20 protein-coding genes and 1 pseudogene are annotated in these 20749 nt (G+C 55.2%); 2 read left to right on the top strand and 19 right to left on the bottom strand.

Annotation, left to right across the window (positions count from 1 at the left end; genetic code table 11):
* Positions 1 to 23 precede the first annotated feature (23 nt).
* The 14 genes and pseudogenes from ACETPC_RS10850 to ACETPC_RS10785 form a co-directional block, all read right to left on the bottom strand.
* A complete protein-coding gene (locus tag ACETPC_RS10850) occupies positions 24 to 1121 on the bottom strand; it encodes a suppressor of fused domain protein (protein WP_380181249.1) in 1098 nt (365 codons plus the stop codon).
* 90 nt (positions 1122 to 1211) lie between these two features.
* Positions 1212 to 2084 (bottom strand): oxygenase MpaB family protein, encoded by an 873-nt coding sequence (locus ACETPC_RS10845; RefSeq protein WP_380181247.1) that lies wholly within the window; start codon positions 2082 to 2084, stop codon positions 1212 to 1214.
* A gap of 79 nt (positions 2085 to 2163) precedes the next feature.
* Complete coding sequence (locus ACETPC_RS10840) at positions 2164 to 2856, bottom strand: amino acid ABC transporter permease (RefSeq protein ID WP_380181245.1); 693 nt, start codon at positions 2854 to 2856, stop codon at positions 2164 to 2166.
* Between the two features lie 12 nt (positions 2857 to 2868).
* Positions 2869 to 3573: an amino acid ABC transporter permease gene (locus ACETPC_RS10835; protein WP_380181243.1), complete on the bottom strand. Its 705-nt coding sequence runs from the start codon at positions 3571 to 3573 to the stop codon at positions 2869 to 2871.
* 86 nt (positions 3574 to 3659) lie between these two features.
* Positions 3660 to 4478 (bottom strand): transporter substrate-binding domain-containing protein, encoded by an 819-nt coding sequence (locus ACETPC_RS10830; RefSeq protein ID WP_380181241.1) that lies wholly within the window; start codon positions 4476 to 4478, stop codon positions 3660 to 3662.
* A gap of 17 nt (positions 4479 to 4495) precedes the next feature.
* Positions 4496 to 5233, bottom strand: coding sequence for an amino acid ABC transporter ATP-binding protein (locus tag ACETPC_RS10825; RefSeq protein WP_380181239.1), 738 nt, complete (start codon positions 5231 to 5233; stop codon positions 4496 to 4498).
* Positions 5226 to 5807: a peroxidase-related enzyme gene (locus ACETPC_RS10820; protein WP_380181237.1), complete on the bottom strand. Its 582-nt coding sequence runs from the start codon at positions 5805 to 5807 to the stop codon at positions 5226 to 5228. Before ACETPC_RS10820 ends, ACETPC_RS10825 begins: the two co-directional genes overlap by 8 nt.
* Entirely contained in the window at positions 5804 to 6286 is a 483-nt protein-coding gene (locus tag ACETPC_RS10815; RefSeq protein WP_380181235.1) for a CMD domain-containing protein, read from the bottom strand. The genes ACETPC_RS10820 and ACETPC_RS10815 overlap by 4 nt, the downstream gene beginning before the upstream one ends.
* A complete protein-coding gene (locus tag ACETPC_RS10810) occupies positions 6283 to 7743 on the bottom strand; it encodes an NAD(P)-binding domain-containing protein (protein WP_380181233.1) in 1461 nt (486 codons plus the stop codon). Before ACETPC_RS10810 ends, ACETPC_RS10815 begins: the two co-directional genes overlap by 4 nt.
* 470 nt (positions 7744 to 8213) lie before the next feature.
* Positions 8214 to 8585: pseudogene (locus tag ACETPC_RS10805) on the bottom strand (DUF943 family protein).
* Between the two features lie 81 nt (positions 8586 to 8666).
* The gene (locus ACETPC_RS10800; RefSeq protein ID WP_380181231.1) at positions 8667 to 9053 is read right to left on the bottom strand and encodes a DUF943 family protein; all 387 of its coding nucleotides are present in this window, start codon (positions 9051 to 9053) and stop codon (positions 8667 to 8669) included.
* A complete protein-coding gene (locus ACETPC_RS10795) occupies positions 9053 to 9313 on the bottom strand; it encodes a DUF3289 family protein (RefSeq protein ID WP_380181229.1) in 261 nt (86 codons plus the stop codon). The genes ACETPC_RS10800 and ACETPC_RS10795 overlap by 1 nt, the downstream gene beginning before the upstream one ends.
* A 10-nt stretch (positions 9314 to 9323) precedes the next feature.
* Complete coding sequence (locus ACETPC_RS10790; protein ID WP_380181227.1) at positions 9324 to 10079, bottom strand: DUF3289 family protein; 756 nt, start codon at positions 10077 to 10079, stop codon at positions 9324 to 9326.
* Positions 10080 to 10130: 51 nt separating this feature from the next.
* The gene (locus ACETPC_RS10785; protein WP_380181225.1) at positions 10131 to 11087 is read right to left on the bottom strand and encodes a LysR family transcriptional regulator; all 957 of its coding nucleotides are present in this window, start codon (positions 11085 to 11087) and stop codon (positions 10131 to 10133) included.
* A gap of 200 nt (positions 11088 to 11287) precedes the next feature.
* Here ACETPC_RS10785 and ACETPC_RS10780 point away from each other — a divergent pair, with 200 nt between their 5' ends.
* On the top strand, positions 11288 to 11773 hold the full coding sequence (locus ACETPC_RS10780) for a GNAT family N-acetyltransferase (protein WP_380181223.1): 486 nt from the start codon (positions 11288 to 11290) through the stop codon (positions 11771 to 11773).
* Positions 11774 to 12060: 287 nt separating this feature from the next.
* Here the strand turns inward: ACETPC_RS10780 and bglX are convergent, their stop codons facing one another.
* Positions 12061 to 14358: a beta-glucosidase BglX gene (gene bglX, locus ACETPC_RS10775; protein ID WP_380181221.1), complete on the bottom strand. Its 2298-nt coding sequence runs from the start codon at positions 14356 to 14358 to the stop codon at positions 12061 to 12063.
* Between the two features lie 160 nt (positions 14359 to 14518).
* On the opposite strand from bglX, the gene dld reads away from it, so the two are divergent.
* Entirely contained in the window at positions 14519 to 16243 is a 1725-nt protein-coding gene (dld, locus tag ACETPC_RS10770) for a D-lactate dehydrogenase (protein ID WP_380181219.1), read from the top strand.
* 16 nt (positions 16244 to 16259) lie between these two features.
* Here dld and ACETPC_RS10765 read toward each other — a convergent pair whose 3' ends face one another.
* From ACETPC_RS10765 to ACETPC_RS10750, 4 genes are all read right to left on the bottom strand, one after another.
* Positions 16260 to 18698: a DUF3772 domain-containing protein gene (locus ACETPC_RS10765; RefSeq protein WP_380181217.1), complete on the bottom strand. Its 2439-nt coding sequence runs from the start codon at positions 18696 to 18698 to the stop codon at positions 16260 to 16262.
* A 78-nt stretch (positions 18699 to 18776) separates the two neighbouring features.
* Positions 18777 to 19718, bottom strand: a complete 942-nt coding sequence (gene pbpG, locus ACETPC_RS10760) for a D-alanyl-D-alanine endopeptidase (protein ID WP_380181215.1) — start codon at positions 19716 to 19718, stop codon at positions 18777 to 18779.
* Positions 19719 to 19923: 205 nt separating this feature from the next.
* Positions 19924 to 20448, bottom strand: a complete 525-nt coding sequence (locus tag ACETPC_RS10755) for an N-acetyltransferase (RefSeq protein ID WP_380181213.1) — start codon at positions 20446 to 20448, stop codon at positions 19924 to 19926.
* Positions 20436 to 20726, bottom strand: coding sequence for a DUF1778 domain-containing protein (locus ACETPC_RS10750; RefSeq protein WP_380181212.1), 291 nt, complete (start codon positions 20724 to 20726; stop codon positions 20436 to 20438). Before ACETPC_RS10750 ends, ACETPC_RS10755 begins: the two co-directional genes overlap by 13 nt.
* Positions 20727 to 20749: the final 23 nt, after the last annotated feature.

The raw sequence follows: 20749 nt of genomic DNA, 5'->3' as shown, positions 1-20749 counted from the left end.
AAATCGTGCGGAAATATGACGGTTTATTTAACAGGTTCCACCAGCTCCGGACGCGCCCGAAAGATATGATTGTTGCCGGACTCGGTTAAACGCTCTACTAACGCCAGCCCGCCGCGCGGCTCTGTTTCGACAAATGCCTGCTCGGCCGCCGTAACCGGTGTTGTCCACAGCAGCGTTACTTTTTCGCCCTCACGCTGCGGCAGCCTGAAGCTGTCGCCCAACGTGGCGGAAAGCAGAAAACCTTCAAAGCCGATCGGCGCTGATGCCGATGAAAGCGTATGGCCCTCGCCCAGCCAGCTAAGGCGCGCCCAGGGAAAATGAGCAAAGCTTGCCAGCGCGCTGGCCATCTGTACCGCGCTCTCTTCGCTCATTACTTCAGCATCAATCGCCATCGCCAGCTCAATGCGGCGATGGTCGGCGGCTTCTTTATAGAGAAAATCTATCCAGGGCATCGGGCGAATGCTCATCCCCAGCGTCAGGAAGTACCAGCTGCCTTCGTGATAATGCTGCGAAATCGCCATTGGCGGCCAGTTACCCTGATCGATGGCGTAGTACTTTAATGAGTCGCCGTATTGTGCTTCGTAGCAGCGCAGCAGCTCGCGCTGGATGGCATCCCACGGCTGGCCATCCTGCCACTCGCGCCAGAAGAGCCGGTCTTTTTCGGCGCGGGCATACCAGATATTGGTGGAAGCAGAACCCAGCGGCGCGGTCAGCCGGTTTTCTTTGATGCAGCCCGCAGAAAAGCTGACCTGTTTATCCTGATAAAGGCTCCAGCCGGGAATGGTCGCCAGCAACTGGCCCTGATACCAGAGCGAGGCACCGTCATCGCCTGGCGTCCAGATCACCTGCAGCCCGGCCGGATGCAGAACCGGCTCTGCTTCCAGCGTGCGGCAATATTCCGCGCTAAGCAGCGGCGGTACGCCCTGCTCCATCGCTTCGCTATCTTCCTGCGCGGGCGCGGGCAGCAGATTTCTCAGCCAGCAGCCGCGAACCGCAAACTGGCCGCGAAACGGCTCGGCGGGACGCAGATAAAAATAGGCGGTGCGCTCATCCTGCTCAACCGTGGCAATAAGGGTTTGTTGCTGGTTGAAGACTTCAGCCAGCCGGTACGTCTGTGTCATAGCGCCTCGACAAGGGTTCAGGGTCATCCCTCTTCCCGGAGAATAGAGCAGGATGCCCGCGCGCGCCATGTTACGACAAGGGTAATAATCTCAAATTTCGCGTCCCATACGCTTCATGGCGCGATAGTAGCCACCGCGCCGCACGCACCAGCGCAGCGTTGCCGCCAGTGCTTTCATCCGCAGCTGGATTAACCTGCGCTGCCAGCCGGGAAAGCAGAAGCCAAACTGCTGCTGAGTCCATTCCGGCAACAGCTCAATGCCCGCCATCATCATAATGCGCATTGCCGGACGCGCCTGCCAGCTGGGCGCGGGCGTGTTCAGCAATACCGCAAGCACTTCCCGGGTGCGTTCATCACAGCGCAGCTGCGGCCGCATTGCCGCCAGGTAATCTTCCACTTCCCGTACCGTTTTTGGAACTTGCTCCGCGCCCAGTGCTTCGGCTACCACAGCCGCTTCGGCATAATAGCGATCCTGCTCCTGCTGGCTTAGATGCGGATTTTTGTAACGCAGATGGGCCGCCAGAAAACGGCTGGTTTCGGCAACGTGAACCCAGGTCAACAGCTGCGGATCGCTGGCGGCATAGGCATTGCCTTCGTTATCCACGCCGTTAACTTTTAGATGAATGCGTTTGACGCGCTCAATTAAAGTATGGGCATCTGCCGTATTGCCGAAGGTAGTGACCGCGATAAACTGGCTGGTGCGCCGCAGCCTGCCCAGCATATCTTCACGAAAGGTAGAGTGATCCCAGACGCCCGCTAACGCCTGAGGATGCAGCATCTGCATCAGCAGTGCCGAAATGCCGCCGCACAGCATAGAAGAAAAATCGCCGTGTACCTGCCAGATAACGCTGTCCGGCCCATAAAGCCCCGGATCGCCCGGCGGCTGGCTAAGGTCGAAGTCGTTCATCGCCAGGCCGTTAAGGCGAAAGACCTGCTGCTGGATCCTGTCTCTGACTGAAAGCATAACGCTCCATAGATAAAAAAGCCGGAAGCGCTCAACGGCGGCTTCCGGCCTGGTATTGCTTCAGCTTAACAGTTCAGGCTTATGTACGCACCCTGAGCGCAGCTTCGATCCTGTCGGCCAGCTTAGTGACCACCCAGGCGATCGCCATATAAAACACCACCGCGACCGCAAAGGCTTCCAGATAGTAGAAGTTCAGCGCGGCGGTCAGCTGGGCCTGGGCAAAAATATCCACCACTTCGATAGCAAAGGCCAGCGACAGCGCTTTCATAATCACCATAAAGGCGTTAGCCAAATCCGGGATCGCCGCCACGATAATCTGTGGAAACAACACGCGACGAAATAGCTGACCACCAGTGTAGCCCAGCGAACGCGCCGCTTCCGCCTGACCAGAATCAAAGGAGTTGAGCGCCCCTTTGACCACTTCCGCCTGAAAAGCGGCCATGCAGGCGGTCAGCGCCACGACAATGATCACCCAGCCGGGCATTGAGTGCGCGTTATAGTCAATACCGAACAGCGAGACGACAAAGTGCAGCGCTGGCGGCAGGCCGTAGTAGGCGAGAAAAATCACAACGACCATAGGCACGCCCTTAAAGGCGATTTTGTAGGTCACGACCAGCTGGCGCAGCAGCGGCAGCTTTTTATGTTCGATAAAGGCGAACAGCCCGCCGAGCAGCGTGGAAAACAGGAAAATAGCCAGCGCCATCGCCAGCGTTACCGGCACCGCATCCAGAATGCTCCAGAAATCGGGCAGCAGCAGATCGAATTCAAACATGGTTGCCTCTCATCAGACGCTTGCCGTCAGCTTGATTTTTGTCGTTTCGTTTTTAGCGACCCAGCCGTGGCGGCGCTCAAAGAAGCGAACAATCAGCCAGGCGATCAGGCAGAGCAGCGAGTAAAGCACCGCCAGCACCAGATAAGTGCCAAACTGATACTGGTTGTAATCACGTTCCATGATCAGATGAGCGGTAGCCATTACATCGGCCGCACCGATATACATCACCAGCGCCACGTTGTGGATCAGGTAGATTACGGCATTGCCATAGCCGGGCAGCCCGATATGCAGCGCCTGCGGGCCGACGACGCGGCGGATTTTTTGGCGAAAGCTGTAGCCGAGGCTGTCGGCGGCGTCATGCTGGCCTTGCTCTACCGCCAGGAAAGCAGGCCGCATCACTTCAGAGAGGTAGCCGCCGTGGTAGAGACTCAGCCCCACCATCGAAGCGGTAGTTGCCGAAAGGAAATCATCCACGCCGAATAAACCACCGATCAACGGCAGCCCGTAGAAGGCGACAAACAGCTGCAACACCACGGGTACGCTGCGGGCATAGGAAACGTATAAATCTGCCAGCAGGCTCACCAGTGGTATTCTGCGCACGCGTAGCGCGGTAGTCACCAGCGCCAAAAAAAATCCGGCGAACAGCGCGACGAACACGATCGCCAGCGTCAACGGCAGCGCCGACAGCAGCTCGGGGATCATGGAGGAGAGATTCATGCAGGGCTCCTGTTTTCGCGCGGGCTGACCACCCGCGCGAATAATGACTGACGGCTAACGGCGTACGGATAGCACGCGCAACCGGGTTACTTCATGTATTTGACGACCGGCTCGCCAAACCATTTCTGCGACAGCTTATCCAGCGTGCCGTCATCTTTCAGCTCTTTCAGCGCTTTATTAATATCGTCGCTCAGCGCCTTGTTTTTATCGGATTTATGGATCAGCACGTAGGTGTTGTTGGTTACAACCGGCTCGCTCGCCTTGATCGCCAGCTTTTGATTATCAATAACCGTTTGCTCGCCCAGGTTTGACGGCAGGATCAGCGCATCATATTTGCCGTTCTGTACTTCTTTCAGGCGATCCGGATAGGGAATACCGGCGCTGGAGGCTTTGATAGTTATTTTGTCGCCTGGATTTTCCTGCTGCCACTGAGTGACGAATTTATAAACGCCGCCGCCAGCGGTAACGGGCACGATGTTTTTGCCAACCAGATCTTTCATGCCGTTAATGTTGCTGTCTTTACGGCTGTAGATTTTCATCAGGCTGGCGCCCATCGGCGCATCCGGGATCAGGAACTGCTTGCTGCGCGCTGGCGCTTTGTAATAGCCGCCGGTCGCCATATCGTACTTGCCGGTGACCAGACCGGTTTCCTGGGCGATATCCGCCGCGCCTTCCATTACAAATTTATACTGCGGCAGTTTAGCATTGACCGCTTTCAGCACGTCCGGCTCGTAGCCCTGCGGCTCGACGCCGATAGCGCCCCAGGAGAGCGGCTTGGATTCTGCCGCCGTAGCGATTTTAATGGTGCGCACGCTGTCGGCGGCATTGGCGCCAATAGCGGTAAACAGAGCGATGGCGACGCCGCCGGAAAAGGCCAGGCGACGCAGGGTGGTGATTGCAGGCATAGTATTTCCTTTTATTATCAGATTTCGCGTTCAGAATTCAGGAAGCGGGCAAGGCGCGGCAGCGTCGGGTTGTCGAAAATCGCCTGTGGCGAACCTTCTGCGGCGACCACGCCCTGATCCATAAAGACGATACGGTTGGAGATGCTTTTAGCAAACTGCATTTCATGAGTAACCAGCAGCGAAGTAATGCCCGATGAGGTGACTTCTTTGATCACTTTCAGCACTTCGCCTACCAGTTCCGGATCCAGCGACGAGGTTGGCTCATCAAACAGGATCACGTCCGGCTTTACCGCCAGCGCGCGTGCGATACCCGTGCGCTGAAGCTGACCGCCAGAGAGCTGCGAAGGATAGTGATGCTGTTTTGCGCCCAGGCCGACGCGCTCCAGCTCCTGCTGCGCGATCGCCCTCGCCTCCTGCTTTGATTTACGCTGCACCACTACCAGCGGATCCATCACGTTTTCCAGCACCGTCATATTACGGAAAACATTGAACTGCTGGAAAACCATAGCGGTACGCAGGCGAATGGCCTGCACCGCCGCTTTATCGACCTTCTGATAATCCATGCGGATATCGTCGAAAGCAATGGTGCCGGAGGCTGGCTTAGCCAGATAGTTAATGCAGCGCAGCAGCGTGGTTTTGCCGGTGCCGCTGGGGCCGATAATGGAAACGACGTCGCCGCGATTCACCGAAAGGTTGACGCCTTTCAGGATCGGGTTAGGGCCGTAAGCCAGCTTAATATCATTAAGTTCAAGCATTTGCAGACCTTTTTGCAGAAGAGGCGTGGCCGAGGACATGCATCAGACGGTTCGCCCAGCCAAAGATAGCCACAGCATGGATAAGATCGATAATTTCCTGCTCGTTCAGGCCCTGCTCGCGCAGCGCGGCAATATCTTCCGCCGTCGCCTGCGAAGGCGTCACCGAAAGGCGGCTGGCGAAGCGATAGATCGCCGCATCGCGTGGGCCAAGTTCTTCCGGCTTACTGAAGTAAAGCGCGCTGACCACCTGCTCGCTTTTGGCAAGCTGCGCATGGCGGCGCGCATGGACTACCGCGCAATATTTGCAGCCGTTGACGATGGAAGCGCCCAGCGCACCCAGTTCGCGGTCGGCACGATTCAGGCCGCCTTCGACGTACATAATCGCGTTAAACAAAAGAGTACGCGCCGAGTAGCTTTCCGGGTCGTGCGCCAGCGTGCGGACGTATTCGGAGATTTTCTTGCCGGACGGCGTCACTTCCATTGCCGTCAGCTGTTCCGGCGTCGCATCCGCCAGTTCCAGCGGCGCAATATAGGGCTGCCAGGCCAGCGGCTTCAGGCGAACTACAGGCGTCATGCCGACCTCATCAAACGCAGGCCAGCTGCCACGCGAGTCTGGAAATTTACAAAGGCGATCAGCTCAGAGAGCGCCACGATCTGCGGATTGGTTAGCCCAGCCTGCGCCAGCTTTTTCATATCGTCCGCTTCTGCTTTGGCGGGCGTCAGCGTCACCAGATCAACCTGGCGAGCTATTGCCGCCAGCGGCTGATGCAGCGTGGTTTCGCCTGCCGCCAGCGCTATCAGCGATTCTGTGGGATGCAGTTCCACCAGCTGCGCCTGATAATCTGCTATCAGCGCCTCGTCGTGGTTGAGCCTCGCCATGCGGCAGGCCAGCGCCAGGCGTAAATCTTTTGCCAGCTGCTGGTCGTTTGCTGGCTGCAATACGGAAACGCGGCACTGTTCCGCGCCCTGTACGAACTCTGGCCGTAACCGGCGCGCGTTGAACAACGCTTCATCCGGCGATAAACCGGCGGCTTTATCAATAGCGTCGATCACAACGCGTTCTCCTGTTTTAACAAAGGGGTGGAATCCGTCCATTCATCGCCTTCCAGCTCGGGCTTGTCGTAGGCGACCAGGCTGGCGAAATGGCTGTCTACATCTTCGGCAAACAGCGAGGCCGCGATGCCGCGCGCCAGGCGATCGGCTCCGGCACTGACTGCCGGAATATCGCCGGAAACCTTGCCGTGCGTCAGCATCGCAGCATCGTTGAAGCAATGGATATGGCGCAGCATCGGGCAACTACCCGCAACGCGTTCGCGGAATTCAAAAGCTGGCCCCAGATCCGGCGCGTCCGTCATACCTGAACGCGGCGCGCCCATTTCCGGCTGATAGCGGCCATCCGCCCAGCTGCGAATATGCGGCGCGATGGCGGCAAACTCCGGGCGGCCGTTAAAGGTATTGGCAAAACCGGTGGCGGCGATCAGAAAGTCATAGCGCATAGCGCCCTGGGTAGTTTCGATCAGCAGACCGTTCGCTTCTTGCTTTACCGCTTCGATCGCGCAGTCCAGGAAGAAACGAGCGTTTGCATGGCGCGATACGCGCAGCGTGGAGGAGCGCGGCGGCGGCGTTTGCGCTGCCGCGGTATAGTCAACGAACTTCCATTTCCATGCGTCCGGCAGCTGATGCATGCCGTGTACCACGCCCTGGCTGCCGATACCGGTCATTTTATTGATGCGCGGCATCTCTTTGCGACGGATCAGCAAATCTACCGCGCCTGCGCCCGCTTCCAGAGCCGTTGCGGCGTTATCCATCGAGGAAGCGCCTGCGCCAATAACCGCCACGCGTTTGTGCTTCAGTGCGTTGAAATCGATATCGTCGGCGGAATGCGCCCAGTAAGCACGATCGATGCCCTGCAGGAAAGCAGGCACGGCGAAGCCGCCGAGGCCTGAACGCCCGGTCGCCAGCACCAGGCGGCGGGCATAAATTTTACTGGTGGTAAAACCTTCAACCTGTAGCTCGATCAGCCCTTCAGCCTGGGCGATGCCGGTCAGGCGAACGCCGTTGTGCACGGGCAAATTCAATACGTGACGATACCAGACCAGATAAGCCATCCACTGGTCTTTAGGGATTTTGTCCAGCGCCTGCCAGGCCTCGCTGCCGTGCTGCGCGGTAAACCAGGCGCGAAAAGTAAGCTGCGGCAGCCCAAGCGCCGGGCCCTGTAATGTTTTGGGCGAACGCAGCGTTTCCATGCGCGCGAAAGTAACCCACGGCCCTTCGCGCCCCGCCGGAGCCGCGTCCAGCGCCAGCACATTATCGATACCGCTCAGCATGAGTTTCGCCGTAGCCGCCAGTCCGCACATGCCTGCGCCGATAACGACCACATCTTTTACTGCCTGGTCCTGATAAGTGCGCGGTGGCACCCAGGATTTAGCGGGCAGCTCCAGCAGCTCCAGATCCTGCCGCAGCCGGGCTTCCAGCGCGGCAAGGCCTGTTAAGGTTTCAGAATGCGCCATGATTATCTCCCGTACAGGTTCCCTTTGGGGAAGTGATGCCGGGCGCCACAGGCGTCCGCGCTTATAATTCCATTACCACATAATTAAGCATTAACTATCATCTATGCACATAGTAACGGGTAAGGCAGGCATCATCCTTATCGCGCCTGAAAGCGTCAAGCGAAACGCCGGTTAAGTAACCAACCTATTTCTTATAACTTATGCCAGAAAATGCATAAGCTTACAGAACATGAAGTTAAATGAATTAATCAGGTACGTTTAATAAGGATAAGGCGCCAGGCAGTTGCCCACACCGGCCATAGCGTTGATTTTAAAAAGAGAGGTTTTTACCGGTTAGCTATTTGCAGATTGCATGGCCTGCACAGGCCGCTATGCTTCAATTCGATCTGTCATGGCTTTGCGCATGATTTTCCCTCTTTATATTGATTATCATTTCCATATTATTACGCCGCTTCCTTCTCGCTGTCTGATTAAAGCTTATATTCGACATTGCCTTTACGGGTCGTCCAAATAGCCATCAGTATATTTTTATCAACACAGTTGCGCGGTGGTTTGATATCGTCAAAGCACCGCTGCTGTTCTTTACTCTCTTCCTTATAACCCTATCCAAAGGCATAGACGGTTATCAGCGCTGGGCCTGCATCGCCGGAAGGAATATGATATTTACTGCGAATTTCTTCCTGATTCTGTTCCCACCAGTAAATTTTTGCTGAATTGGAAAAGGGCAACCTGTCAACAAGGACTGCCGCAGTATATCCGTCATAGTGCACGTCTATAATATTAACTTCCTGCCTGTTAATGTACAAATAAAAACAGGCCAGTAAGGTCAGGCTAACTACCATCATGGCTTTGCGCATTGTAGTTTCTCTTCTGTATTTTTTCGCTTCCATATCGCTGCGGTATTTCCATATACTCTGCCCTATTTAAAACTCATACTCTACACCGCCTTCACGGGTGGTCCAAATATCCATAAGCATGTTTTTATCAATGCAGTTACGGGGCGACTTGACCTCTTCAAAGCACCGCCTATCCTCTTCTCCCTCTTCTTTATATCCTTCTCCGAAAGCATACACAACTATCAGAAACGGGCCATCTTCTCCGGCAGGAATATGGTATTTCTGTCTAATTTCGTTCTGATTCTTTTCCCACCAGTGAATTTTTGCCGAATCGGTGAAAGGAAGTCTGTCGACCAGAATTTCGGCGCTATGTCCATTATAGTGGACATCTATAATTTTTACATCTTGTCTGTTAATATACAAATAAAAACAAATTAGCAATATAAAAGAAATGAGAATTACAAGCTTGCGCATTAACGCTGCCCCTCAATGTATATTACCGCTTCAATATTACTCATGAATGGTCGAAAACCAAACCTGGTAAAACGTTGTAGGATAAACCATATTTTAAAGAATTGAAATTGGTTAAACTTTGCTTTTCTGATATCTTCCTCATCCAGACCAAAGTGATCCTGCCCTATAAATTTCAATTCTGCCCTCCAGCCTCGTTCATTCACATCGAGACTAATTATTTCTATTTTTGTAGCATATACCCCATGAATAGTTACTCCCATCCCATTTATTTTATCCAGAATTAAAGAATCGAATATTGGAAGGAATGAGGTTCATTACCGCAACTTTGATTTCCGATATTTTTTCCTGCGGAAAACCTTTGTTATTATAATCGATGTAACGCCCAATAGTTTTATGTATCTGATGCCTGGTATTCTTTGTAGCATAATCAGAATAAATCTTTTGTCGCCAGGCCGCATCAAGCTGTATATCTTTAAAAGGCGTGCCCGATAAGCAATGAAAATGCCTTAGCATCTGATTAATCAAATATTTGTATGGCCCTACCAGGGCAAAGGGCAGAGAAGTTACCTGCATCTCTGCAAATAACAGTCTTGCGCACTCCTGAACGCTGACCTTTTCGCCGCGGCGCTGGCCACCATACACGCCTGCAAACCGCGACTGCGGGGTATCAAATGCGGTAAGTCGGGTTAAGGTATAAGGGTCAACAACGTTTGAGATAGTGATCAGGCCAAACTCCTTTTTAAGCCTTTCTTCAGAAAGATCGCCATAGCGCATATCATTTGCGCCACGATCATTGAAACGGCGTTGCGTGGTGAAAATTGTTTGTGGAAATACAGCATTGGTCATAGCGAGTACTCCGTTACTCATTTTCTTTGATACCCGCTGGCGCGCTTTCATGGCCTGCCACTGCCGGTACCGTCCTTTGTCGCTAACAGCCAGCTGGCTGCCGCAGGCGTTTTCGTCCCGATGAAAACAACCTTTAACCATTATCAATATTTTTATGCTCAGACCTTTTACAGCTGTCACAATTTAACCAAGTAGTTCCTTTTCTGTTTGCCGCTGTCCGCAACGCAGCCGCTATTCCTGATTGATGATGCGCATCACGCGGCCATGCTCGCCCGCAGGCAGCAGTTGAAAAACGGGCAGTAGCTCCGCCGCGGCTTTTTCCAGAGCTGCGATAAGCGCCGCTGCTGCTGTAGTTAGCTGGCGGCCCTGTGGCGTAATCACGCCAAAAAAGTAGGGAATGTCTTCTTCCAGTGACCGGATAACCACGCCTTCCAGCGGCATGCCCCAGGCCGTGACCGGCTCCAGAATAGCGACGCCCAGCCCGGCGCGAACGCAGGCCAGGATATTGGCGGAAGAGTTGGTTTCAATAGTTTCATGCGGCGGCGTTTGCAGCTTTTGCAGCGCCCGGGCAAAACGGCCGCGCAGGCGCTGTGGGTTCCAGGGCGCGATGAGTCGCCGTCCCGCCAAACTGCCAAGCGCCAGCGACTTTTCTGCCGCCAGCGGATCATGTTGCGGCAACGCCACTACACAACGGGACTGCCCTATCCAGTGCAGCTGTACCGCGTGATGCTCCAGCGGCAGGCTGCATAAACCGATATCCGCTTCGGCGGTGATCACCGCATGCGCCGTTTGCTCCGCCGATTCACTGATAATCTGCACTTTGTTTTGCAGCCCCAGCATAGAGAGCGCCTGCGGCAGTAGGCCAGCAGCCAGCGCAGGCGTAGCCGCGATGCTGAGCGGTCGATGCTGCTGCTGCCCTATTTCCTGCGCGCGCTGGCGGATTTGCTGTAAAGAAACCAGCGCCTTTTGCACATACTGATGCAGCTGCAGCGCCTCTTCAGTGGGATGGATGCGCGGCCCGTTGCGTAAAAACAGCGGATAGCCCAGCGACTGCTCCAAATCCTGAATCAGGCGCGACACCACGGGCTGCGAGCGGTTCAGCGTTCTGGCGGCGGCGGTGACGCTACCGGCGGCAATCACGGCGGCGAAGGCCTCCAGCTGTTTTAAATCCAAATCCTGTAGGGTCATGCGGCGTGGGTTTCCTGCTGAGTAAGATTACCAAAACGTCCCATCATAGAATGGCTTAGCCCAATTAGCTACTTCAGGCAGGATGACTGCCAACACTTATGTCGGCGCCTATATAATGGAAAAAATTGATAATGCTTAATTCCTTCCGCAATACCCTTTATGCTTATTCGCTTTAATTTTACAGGTGAAAGGGAAAAGCCATGAGTATAACCATCCGCCAGGCGCAACCAGCAGACGCGCAAACTATCTATGACATGATTTATGAACTGGCCGTGTATGAAAAAGCGCCGGAAGAAGTCGTGACCACGCCAGCAGAAATCCGCGACACACTGTTTGGCGAAGAGAGCAAGACCGAGGCGCTGATTTGCGAAGTGGATGGTGCAACCGTGGGTTACGCAGTGTTTTTCACCAGCTACTCAACCTGGCTTGGCCGCAACGGCATTTACCTGGAAGATCTTTATATTTCGCCAGCAGCGCGCGGCAACGGCGCGGGCAAAGCGCTGATCAGGCATATTGCGCAACTGGCAGTGCAGCGCCGCTGCGGCCGCCTGGAGTGGAGCGTGCTGGACTGGAACCAGCCCGCCATCGACTTTTATAAAAGCATCGGCGCCGAGCCGCAGAGCGAATGGGTGCGCTATCGCCTGGCCGGCGACGCGCTGGTGGAATTTGCCGAGGGCGGAAAGTAAAAAAGAGCCAAATTATCGCCTTAGAGGCTGCTGATAAATTCCCAGATCGCGTTCAAATCAGCGACAGAGCAGCAGAGGCAGAGCGGAACACGGACACGCCGTGAACACGGTCCCTGTGGGCTCGGTTGGCGCGTCCATGCGCCAAACGGTCCGCTTATCCGCTCAGCCTCTGCCGCTAGCAAGCCGCTGTGTTGCTGTAAAAAGAGGCAGAGCTGATAAACGGTTCAGGTTTGTCAGCAGTCTGAGAGGCGAATTACCGCCTCTTTACCCATCACGACTCGCCCGCGTTACAGATAGCTGAACTCTGCATCGCTGGTGCGCACGGAATCCAGCCCGATCATCACGCTGAATGTGCCCGGTTCCGCTACCTGCTGCATTTTGGCGTTCCAGAAAGTCAGCGCTTTGACGTCAATCGGGAAGGTCACGGTCTGCGACTCGCCCGCTTTCAGCATAATGCGCTTAAAGCCCTTCAGTTCTTTAACCGGGCGGCTAACGCTGGCAACCTGGTCGCGCAGATACAGCTGCACCACGGTCGCGCCGTCCAGCTTGCCGGTGTTGGTCACGGTAACGGAAGCTTTAACTGTGCCATCGCGCGGCATAGTTTTCGACGACAGCGTAACCGGCGAAACCTTAAAGCTGGTATAGCTCAGACCATAGCCGAACGGATAGAGCGGGCCGTTTTCCGCATCGTAGTAGTGCGAGGTGTATTTGTTGGGCCTCGCAAAATCGTAAGGGCGGCCCGTGTTCAGATGATTGTAATAAATTGGGATCTGGCCAACCGAGCGCGGAAAGGACATTGGCAGCTTGCCGGACGGGTTATAGTCGCCAAACAGCACGTCCGCTACGGCGTTGCCGCCTTCGGTGCCGCTGAACCAGGTTTCCAGCAGCGCGTCCGCCTCGCGGCTCTGTTTCTCAATAGCCAGCGGACGGCCGTTCATTAGCACTACTACCAGCGGCTTGCCGGTCGTTTTCAGCGCGCTAATTAACGCCTGCTGTGAAGGCGGAATAGTGATATCGCTACGGCTGGAGGCCTCATGCGCCATACCCTGCGCTTCGCCTACCACTGCCACTACCACATCTGCCTTTTTCGCCGTGGCTACCGCTTCGTCCAGCAGCTGCTGTGGCGTACGCTCGTCCACCGTTACCGCTTTTTCATAGAGGTTCAGGAAGTCCTGAATGCCCTTGTTGTCGCTGACGTTGGCACCTTTGGCGTAAAGCACGGTAGCCTTGTCCGCCACGGCGTTCCTGATCCCTTCCATAACGGTAACGGACTGCGCCGCGACGCCAGCCGCCGACCAGCTGCCCATAATGTCGCGCTTGCTGTCGGCCAGCGGGCCAATCAGCGCTATGGTGCCCGATTTTTTCAGCGGCAGCGTTTCCAGACGGTTTTTCAGCAGCACTATGCTTTTGCGAGCGACATCACGCGCTTCCGGCCGGTGCAGGCGGCTCTCGGCATTGGTATCTTTGGGATCGCTTTCCGCCGGGCCAAGATGGCTGTAGGGATCGTTAAACAGCCCCATATCATATTTCACGTTCAGCACGTGACGGGTCGCGTCGTCGATATCCGCCATGCTGACCGCGCCGCTTTTCACCAGATCCGGCAGGTATTTGCTGTAATACTCATCGCTCATACTCATATTAACGCCGGACTGAATGGCGATGCGCACTGCATCCTGCGGATCGCTGGCGACGCCGTGCTTCATTAACTCCTTAATCGCGCCATGATCGCTGATAGTGATGCCTTTAAACTTCCAGTCGTCACGCAGCAGATCTTTCAGCAGCCAGCTATCGGAAGTCGCTGGGACGCCGTTAATTGAGTTCAGCGCCACCATTACGCCGCCGCTGCCCGCGTCCAGTGCTGCTTTATAAGGCGGCAAATAGTCCTGCGCCAGCCGCTGCGGACTCATATCCACCGTGTTGTAATCGCGGCCGCCTTCCACCGCGCCATAGGCAGCGAAGTGCTTCACGCTGGTCATTACCGAATAGCGATCCGCCGGACTTTTGCCCTGCATAGATTGCACCAGGGTACGGCCCAGTTCCGAAGTCAGATAAGTATCTTCGCCAAAGCCTTCTGATACCCTGCCCCAGCGCGGTTCTCGCGTAACGTCCACCATTGGCGCCCAGGTCATATTCAGGCCATCATCTGCCGCCTCATAGGCGGAGACACGCCCAACTTCCGCTACGGCATCCAGATCCCAGCTTGCCGCCAGCGCCAGTGGAATGGGGAAAACGGTGCGCTGTCCGTGCACCACATCATAGGCAAAGAACAGCGGGATTTTCAGGCGGCTGAGCTGCATTACCTGATCCTGCATCGCGCGGATATCCTGGCGGGTCACGGTATTAAAGATTGCTCCAACCTGCTCATGCTTGATCATTTCCCGGATAGCTTCTTTTGGATTATCCGGGCCGACGCTGATTAGCCGCAGCTGGCCGATCTTCTCATCCAGCGTCATTTTCTGCAGAAGGTCGCTTACAAAGGCGTCACGGGCTTCGGGCGTTAACGGATGCTGCCCGTAAATCCCCTCGGCAAAGGCTGGCTGCAGCGCCAGCGCGGCGGCAAAGCTAACAGAATAAATCCATTTCATCGGGTTGGTTTCTCTCGAGTGGACGGCTGCAAAGCAGGTCGATTAAGAAGTAGCGAGTGTGCCATAAGTTGAGAATAGCAGGTAGTTTTCAGGCCGTTAACAGCCGCTACGGTTCAGCGGTGCTAAAGTTAGGGCGTGCAATAAAAAAGGACACAAGGATATGAATAAAATCCCCTCGACCAGTGACCGGCTGGTTGCCGAACTGGCCCGCATCGTCGGGCGCGCCCATCTGCTGACCGATCCGCAAAAAACCGAACGCTACCGTAAAGGCTTCCGCTCCGGCGAGGGCGAAGCGCTGGCGGTGATTTTTCCCGGCACGCTGCTGGAGCAGTGGCGAATTTTACAGGCCTGTGTAGCAGCGGACGTCATCGTGCTGATGCAGGCCGCTAACACTGGCCTGACCGAAGGCTCTACGCCAAACGGCAACGACTACGACCGCGATATCGTGATTATCAGCACGCGCCGCATGGATAAAATTCAACTGCTCGACGAAGGCAAACAGGTGCTGGCCTTTCCCGGCAGTACGCTTTATCAGTTGGAAAAAATCCTTAAGCCGCTGGGGCGCGAGCCGCATTCGGTGATCGGCTCTTCCTGCATCGGCGCTTCAATCCTGGGCGGCATCTGTAATAACTCCGGCGGCTCGCTGATTAAGCGCGGCCCGGCCTATAGCGAAATGGCGCTCTATGCGCAGAAAGACGCCAGCGGCAGGCTGATGTTAGTCAACCATTTAGGGATAGAGCTGGGCAGCACGCCGGAACAGATCCTCAGCCGCCTGGATGATGAAACCTGGCGGCCCGAAAATGTGAAGTATGATCAGCGGCACGCCTCGGATCATGATTACGCCACGCGCGTGCGCGAAGTGGAAGCAGATACGCCTTCTCGCTTTAATGCCGATGAGCGCCGACTATTTGAAGCCTCCGGCTGCGCTGGCAAGCTGGCGGTATTCGCCGTGCGGCTTGATACCTTCGCCAGCGAGCAGGCGCAGCAGGTTTTTTATATCGGCACTAATCAGCCCGGCGTGCTGGACGAACTGCGCCGCCATATCCTGCAAAACTTCAGCGAACTGCCGGTAGCGGGCGAATATCTGCATCGCGATATGTTCGATATCGCCGAAACCTACGGCAAAGATACTTTTGTGATGATCGATAAACTCGGCACCGACAAAATGCCGCTGTTTTTTGCCCTGAAAGGCCGCGCCGATGCGTGGCTGAAACGCATTAAACCTAACTTCACCGAGCGTGTTCTGCAAAAAATCAGCGGCCTGCTGCCGTCGCATCTTCCTGCCAGGCTGAAAGCTTATCGCGATCGTTTTGAACATCACCTGATGTTAAAAATGGCCGGGCCAGGCGTGGAAGAGGCGCGTCGCTATTTACAGCACTATTTTCAGCAGGCGGATGGCGATTATTTTGAATGCACGCCGGAAGAAGGCAGCAAGGCTTTTCTGCATCGTTTCGCCGCGGCTGGCGCAGCCGTGCGCTACCATGCAGTACACCAGCAGGAAGTGGAAGATATTCTGGCGCTGGATATCGCCTTACGCCGTAACGATCGCGACTGGTTCGAGAAGCTGCCGCCCGAGTTTGACGACGCGCTGGTGCATCGGCTCTACTACGGCCACTTCTTCTGCCACGTTTTCCATCAGGATTACATTGTGAAGAAAGGCGTGGATGTACATGCGCTCAAGGAAAAAATGCTGCAAATCCTCAACGAGCGCGGCGCGGAGTATCCGGCGGAGCACAACGTTGGCCATCTTTACTCTGCCAAACCACAGTTAAAGGCTTTCTATCAGCAGCTCGATCCCACTAACAGTTTTAACCCCGGCATTGGTAAAACTACCAGGGCGAAAAACTGGGCGGCTTGCGGTTGTGGAACTAAGCCGCCCTTATAGCGATTGGACTTCGCTATTATGCCTCGCCGTCCTGCACTACAACTTTCTGGCCGTTGCGCTGTTCGACAATCATCGTCTGCGGCGTGGAAAGCACGATGCCCTCTTTACGCAGCCGCGTCAGGATATCGAATAACAGATCGCTTTTCGCGCCAGAAACCTGACGCGGACTGGCGACGTTGCCGGTTACGGCCAGCACTATTCCGGCTGGCGTCAAATCTTTAAAGGCCACGGAAGGCTCTGGCGTCTCCAGGATCCGCTCATTTTCGATATAGACATCCAGCAGCAGCTGACGCACCTTCACCGGATCGATATCCAGCGGGAAAGTCAGGGTAATGGTCGCCACGCCCTGCGCGTTGCCCATAGTGGCGTTACGGACGTTCTGCGAAATAAACTGCGAGTTGGGTACAATCACCGTGGATTTATCGCCCAGCTGGATCTCGGTGGCGCGCACGTTAATCCGGCGGATATCGCCTTCAATACCGCTGATGCTCACCAAATCGCCAACTTTAACTGGCCGCTCGGTCAACAGGATCAGGCCAGAGATAAAGTTTTTAACGATCTCCTGGAGACCAAAACCGATACCGACCGACAGCGCACTGACTATCCAGGCCAGCTTGTTCCACTGCAAGCCCATCACCGAGAGCGCCAGCAGGATCACCAGCACGTATCCTACGTTGCTGAACAGCGTGATCAGCGACACGCGCATGCCCGTGTCCATGGTGGTTTTCGGCAGGAAATCCTGATCCAGCCAGCGTTTCACTGAACGCAGCACGTAGATGCCTACAACCAAACAGAGCAGCGCGTTGAGCACGTGAGCCGGTACGATGTTCAGTGACTCAAGCCCTTTGCCGCCCCAGAACTCAATCGCTTTCTGCACCAGCTCAATCGGCGTGGCGCTGCTGAAAGTCCCGTTGAGCAAGGCCATGGCGGCGATCAGCACCAGCACGGTTTTGCCCAGCGCCCCCAGCAGCGCAGCAACCTGAGAAAGGTGGCGCTCATCAATATTCAGGGAACGCTGAATGCCTTTGCCGGTGGCGTTGCTGGTGGAAAACAGCGATTCGCAGGCGTCCGCCACCAGATGGCTGAGGATATAAAAAGAGCCGAACACGATGCCCGCCCAAATCAGCTCATAGCTCAGGAAGCGCGCCAGCGTTACGTAGCCGATGATTAGCGTAGCCATAATTGCCACGCCCGTCAGGGTAATCGCCATCTGGATCAAACCAACCAGCGTGGATTTAGCCTCCGGCTGCGCGCCTTCCAGCACCAGTCTGCGGCGCACCCGGTTGGTACGGAAACTGATTGAGAGCGCCGCTGCGCCAATCAATAGCGCAGTAATGCCGTTCGCCAGCACCGTGGTGGCCACGCTGGTATTGGCGCTGCTGTTCAGATTTTCCAGCGCCTGGAATACGAAAACTAAGCCTGCCATCAGCGGCGGGAAAGGTTTCAACGCCAGCGCCACCTCGTTGGAGATGGTCGGCAGACGCCAGGAAGGACGGCGCGTAGAGAGAAACGCTCTGCCCAGACCAGCGATCAGGCCGCAGAAAATACTCAGCCCTACCAGCTTATCGGCAAATTCCCGCACATCATCCGTCACGTCAGGATGGCGGGTAAAAGCCTGATTCAGAAAGTTAAAAGCCAGCACTACCGAGGCAAGCGTAGTCAGGGCGATGGCGGCGGCCAGAAAACTACGGCGCAGGCGCCCTTCCGGCAGCCGATGGATACCGATCCAGGCCAGAAACTCTTCCATATAGCGGCGACCCAGCGTCGCCACCAGACCCGCCAGTACTATCCAGAAAACGGTGCCGACTCGCCAGCCCGGCTGCCAGGCCAGTACCGCCGTATCCGCCAGTTCATCAAGGAACGCCCGGACTTTGTTGTTGTCGTCACTCTGGCCGTTAAACAGCGGCGACCAGAAACGCGGCCCGAAAATACTGCCTGCGTTCAGCGCCAGCTGGGTTTTTAACGCGTCACGGCGCAGATTAACGATCTGCGCAGAAAGGTTGGTCGCGCCGCTTTTTATCGCTTCCGCCTGGCTAATCTGATCGTCGATTTTGCCTTTCTGGCTTTGCAGATTCTTACGCTTACTGGTGACTTCCGCCGTTTCTTTCACACCGCTTTCCGGCTTGGGCGCCGGGCCAAGCACGTCAAGCTGTGCCTGTAGCTGGGTACGCTGCGGCGTAATCGCCTGTACCAGCGTATCGGCGTCGCTGGAGAGTTCCAGCGCCATATCGTTCAGCGCGCTCAGCTTGCCGTCGTTGGTTTCGCCGGAAACCTGCTGTTTGATTTTATCCAGCACCTTCTGCATTTTTGGCAGTTCAATGGCGGCGTTAACTTTGGCTGGCGCTTCGGCCGTTTGCTGACTGGCGCTGTCGTCATCGGCGGCATAAACCAGCGCCGGAGAAAAAGCGATCAGCGCAAAGAGACAGGCGCGGAAAAAAGTAATGAATGTAGACATGAAGAGTTCCAGATATCAGACATCGGGCGGGCGCGCTATTTTAGGCGCTTGCCTGCCCGAAAACCAGCAGATGCTTAACTATTCTGTAACGTCACCGTTGTTACTGACCATTTCCGCCGCTTTCTGCTTTTTATAGCTCAGGGCCGCGGCAGGAACCGGGGAAACTTTCCCTGTTTCCAGCCAGCTGCGCAGGCGGTTAGCGTCGGCGAAGTGCGTATATTTGCCGAAAGCGTCCAGCACCACCAGCGTCACCGGACGCTGTTTAATAACGGTGCGCATCACCAGACAGTGGCCCGCCTGATTGGTAAAGCCGGTTTTGGTTAGCTGGATATTCCAGTCCGGGCGATAGACCAAATGGTTGGTATTGCGGAACGGCAGCGTATAGTTTGGATTGGCAAAGGTAGCCATATCCTCATGCGTGGTGCTTAACTCACCAAGCAGCGGATAGCGTTTAGTGGCAATCAATAACTTAGTGAGATCGCGCGCGGTTGAAACGTTCTGAATAGAGAGCCCGGTTGGTTCCACATAGCGTGTATGGGTCATACCCAGCTCTCGCGCTTTAGCATTCATCGCGCGGATAAAAGCGTCGTAACCGCCGGGATAATGATGCGCCAGGCTGGCGGCCGCGCGGTTTTCCGAAGACATCAGCGCCAGCAGCATCATATTTTTACGGCTGATTTCGCTGTTGAGCCGCACGCGGGAGAAAACGCCGCGCATTTCTGGCGTATGGCTGATATCCACCTTTAGCATCTCATCCATCGGCAGATGCGCGTCCAGGGTAACCATTACCGTCATCAGCTTGGTAATAGAGGCCATCGGCCGCACCAGATCGGGATGGCTGGCATAAAGCACTTTATTGGTGTTGAGATCGACAATCATCGCGCTGCCCGAGGCGATTTGCGGTTGCGATAGCAAGGCCGCTTCTGGCGCGCGCGGGCTGGCGACGGCCTGATGCGGTAAAACCTGTCCGGTAAAAAGCAAAGCCAGACTCAAAAGAGACAAGCGAATTTTTGCAGGCATTATTAAAAACTTAATCGGGTAGTGATTCAGGTATGGCCAGGCCATACGCCGCCGCCGCGCAATGCTCGCCGCGCGGGGGCTGGCGCGTCATCATACGCTGGGGGCTAATCTTTTTCCTAAGGGATATTCGTATCCGGGCGTAACTAAAATAAGGGTTGGTTAAGCCTTCGCTGCAAACTAATCCTGGCTCAGGGAGCGGGCTCGGTCAAAGTAAAGGTTCAATGCTGGCTACCGGGAAAAAGAATTTATACGCGCCTTCAGCAGTTTTTAGTTGAATAAACTTCATTTTTTCACGATAGAATTTAGCAGCCTGTTCATCTTTCGCCTCTACCATAACGGCAAAGATGCCCACAGCATCAGCGGCATAGTAAGCTACGCGTAACGCATCCAGCACCAGTTGTGTGCCGAAACCTTTATTAGCAATGCGTTCGTCAATAGCAAGCCGTCCCAGTGTAATACAGGAAGTTTCCCGATAAGGGACTTGCTTCTTATACTGGCTCGTCATACCGGCTTTCGCATAACTGCCGCCGGATAACGTGTAAAAGCCCATCACTTCGGGAACAGGGTCATCAGTGACCAGCAGATACGCTTTAAGAATATTTCCGATGTGTTGTTTCGCCAGATGCTTTTTCAGAAATTCGTCCAGCTCAGGACGGCCACAGCTGAAGTTATCAACGCTTATTGCCATGCCGGGCGAATACTTTACGATTTTTAGTTTTACCGGTGCCATTCCCAGGTTGAATCCTCACGACTACGTGCGGCCGCACGACGAAGGCGTTCATTGGGCGCTGGTGGATCCTCTAACGCTTCCATAACAGCATTCCATGACTCTTCGGTCAGCTTGATACGGGTATGCTCGCTGATTACTGTTGCCGCTCGTTGCACTGCGGAGTCTGCAATGAACTGAGATACGCTGACATAGCTCAGTTGAGCAGCAGTTTCAATTTCGCTTTTTACATCGGGACTAATACGCAACTCCAGACGTTCGGTTTTAGCCGGAGCAACCATTATTTTTCTCCAGTTGGTTCTTA

It is taken from the genome of Pantoea sp. sgz302252 (assembly GCF_042610525.1).
Taxonomy (GTDB): domain Bacteria; phylum Pseudomonadota; class Gammaproteobacteria; order Enterobacterales; family Enterobacteriaceae; genus Erwinia.
Note: the sequence above shows the minus strand (reverse complement) of the source record. Positions and strands in the feature narration are given on the sequence as shown.